The following is a 3,851-nucleotide window of genomic DNA, read 5'->3' on the forward strand; positions in this document are numbered from 1 at the left end:
ACAAAGGTGATCGGAAAGCTTACTTGCTAAATGAAGTATTGGAGAGGTAATGAATATGAGTAAACTTAAGGAGCATTTCTTAGGGGAAGTATTACAACATATAAGATCAAAAGAAGCGAAAGAAGTTGTCTACAGAGAGCTAAGTTATCACCTAAAAATGTCTAAGTCAGAATTAGTAACGAAAGGTGCAAACGAAAACGAAGCGGAAGAAAAAGCTATAAAGCAAATGGGGAGCCCATCAGAACTTGGTACTCACTTTAATAAACTGTATCGTCCTGTTTTTGATTGGAAACTATTTGGTCTATTTCTGATCATTATTTTTATGGGGATTCTACCGATTATAAATGTACAAGATAATTTCTCGGAAAATCTACTAATTAAGCAATTGATATATATTGTTTTAGGAATCATCATTTCTATGGTTGTTATGATGATTGATTATAGAAAAATAAAGAAAATGGGTTGGCTATTTCTTATTACGGCGCTTGGATTATTACTAGCCCTGAACTTTATTCCGAACTTGATTATTAATGGAGTTTCATATATACGAATCATGAGTTTTACTATTAGTGGGGCTTCTCTATTGCCTATCTTTTTGGTGTTTTGGGCATTCTATTTGTCTAAAAATAAGCCCAAGTTAATCGTAGTTTTGGGTCTTTACTTGATTTCTGTGTTCTTGTTTATGCGATTGCCAAGCTTTCCTGATGTTTTTATTTTTTCTATGTTAGTGTTTATATTGTTTATTTTTAGTTCCCTAAGTAAAAGAACCATTTATACAACTATTGGAGTTTCTATTGGTCTCCTTCTTACCACTGTTAGTATGTTTTGGTTTACTACAAAAGAATACCAAAAGGTTAGATTGCTAGCATTTTTAAACCCTTCTGAATACCAACATAGTGCAGGTTATATGTACCTGGTTTTAAAAGATTTAAGAACGGCAGGAGGTTGGTTTGGGAATAAAAATACTCCAAAAAATTATGTGCAAGAATTAACAACAGATATGGTATTTGCCAATATTACCTATTTTAATGGGTGGATCATTTCTGGGTTCCTTTTCACTATACTTTCTTTACTTCTATATAGATTGATCGTCCTATCTGCACAAATAAAAGATCGTTTTGGTAAACAACTAATCCTAGGAGTATGTTCATTACTTTCTGTCCAATTTGTATATAATGTTGGAATGATCCTTGGGTTTTTACCCCTTATATCGATGTCATTACCTTTTATTAGCTACGGACTAACACCAACCGTATTAAATTCACTTCTAATTGGGATTGTATTAAGCGTGTATCGTAGGAAAAACTTAGTTTTGAATGTATGATTACGTTCCTATCGGCTGTCATTATCGATGGCCGTTTTTTTGCGTTTCTAAGACTAGTAGAAAAAGATGTCATGTTTTTAAGATTTCATTCGAAAGGATTTTAGCCTGTTCAAAAACAATAATATTGTACGTTGCTCAAAAAAAAAATCTAAAGACCCTCATATAATTAGAAACCTCTCCGAAATTTTTATAATGAACTTTACTAATCTAAAGCATAATTAATTGGATTTAAAGGAGAGTTTTTCTTTGAAGGAATTTATTGTTTGTTATATCTATGATAATGATATTAAACGAGAAAAAATGATAAAAGAGCAGTTTATACAAAAGACAGATATTATACAAGAAATATTAGAGAAAATTAGTCAACAAAATTACTTCCTTTTAAAAGACGGGCATGAAGATCATTTAATAAATAGTTCTATGGTGAGGTATATAAAAGTGTCTGAACGATCTATCGTTTCATAAATAAGTAAATGATCATGTTTAGCCGTAAATGGGAGAGAAAATGAATGTCAGAAGAAAGATATAAATATCGTCAGGAACGTAAGCAAGCTGAAAAAGAGAGAAAGCTTCAGAACAGAAGTAGCTTAAAAAAAGGGAAACATCTCAAAACAGGGTTATTAATTTTAAGTATCATAGGATTCTTAGTGTTTGGAGGAGGAGCAATAGCCTTTTCTTCTATGGTTAAAGATGCTCCTAAACTAGACTCTGCCAAACTAGTAGACCCGCTTTCAACGAAATTCTATGATATTAATGGCAACTTTATTTATGAATATGGGTTAGAAAAGAGAACGAAAATTACTTATGAGCAAATTCCAAAAGTGTTGGAACAAGCATTTATAGCGACAGAAGATTCCCGATTTTACGAACACCATGGAATCGACATGAAGAGAACGACGAAAGCCATTTGGGTGAACGTAACGGGAGACTTTGGATCTCAAGGTGGAAGCACCATTACACAGCAAGTGATCAAGAATTCATTCTTGAATCCAGAAAAAACCATAAAGAGAAAAGTACAAGAATGGAATTTGGCGTATCAATTAGAACAAAAGTACTCCAAGCAAGACATATTGATGATGTATTTAAATAAAATATACCTTGGTAACCGCTCGTATGGTATAGCAGCTGCAGCCCAAAACTACTTTGGTATTGGGGAAAAAGATTTAAAAAACTTAACTCTTTCTCAAGCAGCGTTGTTGGCCGGACTGCCTCAGAGTCCGAATAATTATGATCCGACGATTCCTGAGAACATGGATGCAGCGACCGAGCGTCGCAATATCGTTCTAAGGTCGATGGTAAGAGAAGGCTATATTACAGAACAACAGATGGAAGAGGCAGCAAATGTCCCTGTGACAGAGGGGGTCATTCCGAGAGATCAACAACTAAATATGCCTTATGAAGCATTTTTGGATGCAACGTTTAAAGAGGTAAAGAAGAAACTAAAGGATGTTGACATCAGTACGGATGGGTTATCGATTTATACTACTTTGGATCCTAAAGCTCAGGAATATGCGGAAACCATGTTAAACACAAATGAAATGGTTCAATATCCAAATGATGAGTTTCAAGGTGCTTTTGCCTTCTTAGATACAAAAACAGGTGAAGTAAGGGCACTTGGAAGTGGGAGAAACCATTATAAAGCAAAGCTACTAGGTACGAATTTGGCAATAGATATGCAACGTCAACCCGGCTCCACGTTTAAACCTATATTTGATTACGGTCCTGCCATTGAGCATTTAAAATGGTCCACTGGCCATTTAATCAATGACCAAGCAACATACTATGAAACAGGTCAACCCCTTTTTAACTGGGATAAACAGTACCATGGGATGGTAACGATTCGCAAGGCACTTCAATACTCCTATAATATCCCTGCGCTACTATCAATGAGAGAAGTGGGGATATACAAGGCAAAAAGCTTTTCGGAACAACTGGGTATTACTTTCCATGATAATACGGTATATGAATCTTATTCAATTGGAGCCAATGCAGTGAACCCATTATCGATGGCTGGTGCTTATAGTGCTTTTGGGAACAACGGAGTCTTTAATCAGCCTCATTTTGTGAAAAAAGTCGTTTACCCGAACGGAAAAGAAGTGGATTTTTCAAACGAACCAAAGCAAGTAATGCAAGATTATACGGCTTTTATGGTAACAGATATGCTTCGTACAGTGGTCGATTCTGGTACGGGTACTATGGCAAATATTCCTGAATTAGATATTGCTGGAAAGACGGGTACAACAAATTTTGATGCGGAGACGCGAGCAACACTCAATTACCCTGAAAATGCTACAAATGATAGCTGGTTTGTTGGATATACACCGCAATACACCATGGCTGTCTGGACAGGATATGTTAAAAATGAACCGAATACATTCATGGCTGGAGACACCACAAAAATCGCCCATGTAATGTTTAGAGAAATGATGAGAACTTTCAGCACAGACAACAGTCAGTTTTTACAACCTGCAAGTGTATATAATGAGAACAATGAATGGTTCATAACAGGGGTTCCATCAGCAGAAAC

Annotated in this window: 3 protein-coding genes; all 3 read left to right on the top strand. The window is 35.4% G+C overall.

The genetic code is table 11. The annotated features are described in order from the left end of the window. Positions 1–55: 55 nt before the first annotated feature. Positions 56–1,324, top strand: coding sequence for an FtsW/RodA/SpoVE family cell cycle protein (locus tag ACGLXV_RS15200; RefSeq protein ID WP_391559323.1), 1,269 nt, complete (start codon positions 56–58; stop codon positions 1,322–1,324). Between the two features lie 246 nt (positions 1,325–1,570). Continuing rightward, entirely contained in the window at positions 1,571–1,789 is a 219-nt protein-coding gene (locus tag ACGLXV_RS15205; RefSeq protein WP_391559325.1) for a hypothetical protein, read from the top strand. A gap of 44 nt (positions 1,790–1,833) precedes the next feature. Continuing rightward, the coding region (locus tag ACGLXV_RS15210) for a transglycosylase domain-containing protein (RefSeq protein ID WP_391559326.1) at positions 1,834–3,851 on the top strand (2,018 nt) is incomplete at its 3' end.

It is taken from the genome of Robertmurraya sp., assembly GCF_036676585.1.
Lineage (GTDB): Bacteria > Bacillota > Bacilli > Bacillales > Cytobacillaceae > Robertmurraya_A.